At 58.7% G+C, this 3,052-nt stretch carries 4 protein-coding genes; all 4 read right to left on the bottom strand.

Translation table 11 applies throughout. From position 1 onward, the window contains the following. Positions 1 to 28: 28 nt before the first annotated feature. Positions 29 to 646 carry a plasmid pRiA4b ORF-3 family protein gene (locus LKR43_RS16110; protein ID WP_227685195.1) on the bottom strand — a complete coding sequence of 206 codons (618 nt, stop codon included), beginning with the start codon at positions 644 to 646 and terminating at the stop codon, positions 29 to 31. Continuing rightward, positions 601 to 2,124 (bottom strand): IS66 family transposase, encoded by a 1,524-nt coding sequence (locus tag LKR43_RS16105; RefSeq protein ID WP_227685194.1) that lies wholly within the window; start codon positions 2,122 to 2,124, stop codon positions 601 to 603. Before LKR43_RS16105 ends, LKR43_RS16110 begins: the two co-directional genes overlap by 46 nt. Before the next feature lie 91 nt (positions 2,125 to 2,215). Next, positions 2,216 to 2,560, bottom strand: a complete 345-nt coding sequence (gene tnpB / locus LKR43_RS16100) for an IS66 family insertion sequence element accessory protein TnpB (protein WP_227685193.1) — start codon at positions 2,558 to 2,560, stop codon at positions 2,216 to 2,218. After that, positions 2,557 to 2,961, bottom strand: coding sequence for a transposase (locus tag LKR43_RS16095; RefSeq protein WP_227685192.1), 405 nt, complete (start codon positions 2,959 to 2,961; stop codon positions 2,557 to 2,559). The genes tnpB and LKR43_RS16095 overlap by 4 nt, the downstream gene beginning before the upstream one ends. Positions 2,962 to 3,052: the final 91 nt, after the last annotated feature.

Below are 3,052 nucleotides of genomic sequence, written 5' to 3'. Positions count from 1 at the left end.
GTAAGCGTACGCCCAGTACCGTCTTGCGTTACAGCTGAATTTCCATCAAGCGCCGATTGGCCTCATGCAGATCGAAGGCGGTCGGGTCGAATGGGCCGCCGTGCCACTGCATCATATTGGCATGCTCGGGATGCGAGGAGTCAGCCATGATCTCAAGGAAGTCTGCATAGCCGGGGATGCCACCGACATCTTCAGGCGGACAGGCGTTGGCCCCGTCCAGGCACCAGGGCGAGTCGAGCGGGCCTTCGAATCGAGTTCGTTCCAGTAGCGTGACGTGATGCCACCAGGCATCTCCATAATCGTAGATATAGTCGAAGGTACGCACACCTCCCAACGCTTTTTCCAGGCGAACCCGTTGTTCGTTTTTCAAGTCAGGCTCAGGGTAATCGGAGTCGGGCTCACCGTAGTGCATCTCATTGATGATGAACTCGTGCAAATGCCCACCGTGCCATCCCATGGCCCACAGCAGCGTCACGTGCAGTTTACGTAAGGTGATGTTGGCGGGAACCAGAATGGTTCGGTAGATTAGCGGGGTGCTGTCACGCAGCTCAATGCGCAAGACCAGGGCCTCACCGCTTAAGGCCGTGACCTTACGGGAGGTTACGCGGCGCGATCCAGAGCGGTGCAGTGTGGGGTTAGATTCCATGGCAATAATTCGTCGATTTGGTTCACGGGGTGCTCGGCAATGCGGGCCAGCACCTCACGCAAGTAAGCCATGGGTTCGATCCCGTTCAGTGCCGCGCTACCGAGCAGGCTATAAATGGACGCCGCGCTATGGCCACCCGCATCGGACCCAGCAAAGAGGTAATTCTTGCGTCCAAGGGCGACCACGCGCAGCGCGCGTTCAGCGGCATTATTATCGATTTCAATGCAGCCATCATCCACATAGCGGGTCAAGGCGGTCCAGCGCGTGAGCGCATAGCGGATGGCCCCGGCCAATGCGGATTTACGTGAGACCGATCGTAACGTGTCATGCAGCCAATCGTGCAATGCATCAAGCTGGGGGCCGGCCCGTGCCTGACGCGCCTGGCGCCGTACCTCGGGCAACTCACCGCGGATTTGCGCTTCGATGCCGTACAGCTCACCAATACGGCTGATGGCTTGCAAGGCCTCGGGGCTGCTTTGTTGTTCGGCAATGTCGTAGAACTTGCGTCGAACATGGGCCCAGCAGGCCGCCTCTTGTACCCGCCCACTGTCATACAGCGCATTGAACCCGGCGTACCCATCAGCCTGAACAACGCCCTGGAAGTGTTTAAGATGTTTCTGTGGGTGTTCGCCTTTGCGATCCGGCGAGTACCCGAACCACACCGCCGCCGGCTGCTCACTGGCTGCTGCCCGGTCATCGCGCACATAGGTCCATAGACGCCCCGTGCGGGTCTTGCCACGGCCTGGCGCCAGCACTGGCACCGGGGTGTCGTCTGCATGTACCTTGTTGCCACCCATGACATAGCGGTGCAGGGCCTGTACCAATGGACGCAGCAACTTGCTGCTGCCAGCCACCCAGTCGGCCAACGTGGAGCGCGACAGCGTCACCCCGTGACGGGCATAGATAGCGCTTTGACGATACAGTGGTTGATGATCGCAATACTTGGCCACGAGCACCTGCGCCAACAAGCCCGGACCGGCTAGGCCGCGTGCAATCGGTCGAGGTGGCGCGCTGGCTTGCACAATGGTGTCGCACCGCCCGCACGCCAGCTTGGGCCGCACGGTGCGAATGACCTTGAAGCTGGCCGGGATAAATTCGAGTGTTTCGCTGACGTCTTCGCCCAAGAACTTGAGCGCACCGCCACAGGCCGGGCAGTCGCATGAGTCATTGGCGGCAAGCACCTGCTCTTGGCGAGGCAGGAATTCGGGCAGGCTGTGGCGCTGAGCGGGCCGAGTGCGTTGCTTAGCGACTAGTTTATTAAGGTCGGTGCTATGGGCCTGGGGCGTGGCAGTTGCCGCCTCGCCAAGTAACAACGGCAACTGATTCAACAGATCGCCGGCCCGCTCGCTGCTACGCCCGAAGCGTTCACGCCGCGCCTTGGCCAACTGTAATCGCAGGTAGTCGTTCTCTTGCTGCAACGCCTTGATTGCTGCCAGCAAGGCAGTGGTGTCAGTCGCAGTGTTGGCGGCGTTTTGCATGGCTGCTATTTTACCAAAAAACCGCCATCAGAAGGGTAGTTTATAAGCGCTAAACCCAATAAGTATGCGGGTTTGCAGTGCTATTTCTATATCAAACTCGAGTAGGCCGATGCGTGCGTTGGGGCCTGCGCCAATCAATGCCCTCAAGCAACATCGACAACTGGGCCGGCGTTAAACACACCGAGCCCGATTCGGCTTCAGGCCAGACGAAATAGCCTTGCTCAAGCCGCTTAGCTAATAAGCACATGCCATCGCCGCCCCACCACAGTACCTTGATGCGATCGCCTTTACGACCCCGAAATACAAACACGTGGCCACTGAACGGATCCTCAGCGAGCTTGGCCTGCACAATCGCTGCCAGGCCATCAAAGCCACGGCGCATGTCCGTGACCCCGGCGGCCAGCCAGACGCGGGTTCCCGCTGGTAAGCCGATCATGGGTGTAGCATCTCGATCATGCACCGCAGCGCTTGGAGATCGACTGCACCGTGCACGAGGATTCTGGCGTTGCCCAGATGCAGTTCAATTCGCCCATCTTCGATGCCGGAACTATTGGACTCTTGATGGCCCACGCGCTGACGAGGAGCTGGCGCAGGTAGCGCGTTGATGTGCACGGGCAATAACGCAGGTGTTTCGGTCAGCGGCCCAAAGTCGCCGCGCCGATATTGCCAGCGCCAATTATGCAGTTGATTGGCATTGAGCCCATGGGCCATGGCAACACGGGCAATGGATGCGCCACTGGCCATGGATTCTTGTACGACCTGGCGCTTGAAGTCCATCGTATATCGGCGCCGGAAATTCGTCGGCACGGATACCAGAGAAGTAGAGGATTCGCTCATTAAAACAAATGTCCATTTACCAAAAATGAATGGACACTTATCTTGATGAGTTTTACGTGAGAGCGCTAGACGGTAATGGGCGTACGCTTAC

The organism is Pusillimonas sp. MFBS29 (genome assembly GCF_020687695.1).
GTDB lineage: Bacteria > Pseudomonadota > Gammaproteobacteria > Burkholderiales > Burkholderiaceae_B > Pusillimonas_C.
The sequence above is the reverse complement of the archived record's forward strand: the minus strand, read 5'-3'. Positions and strand labels throughout refer to the sequence as shown.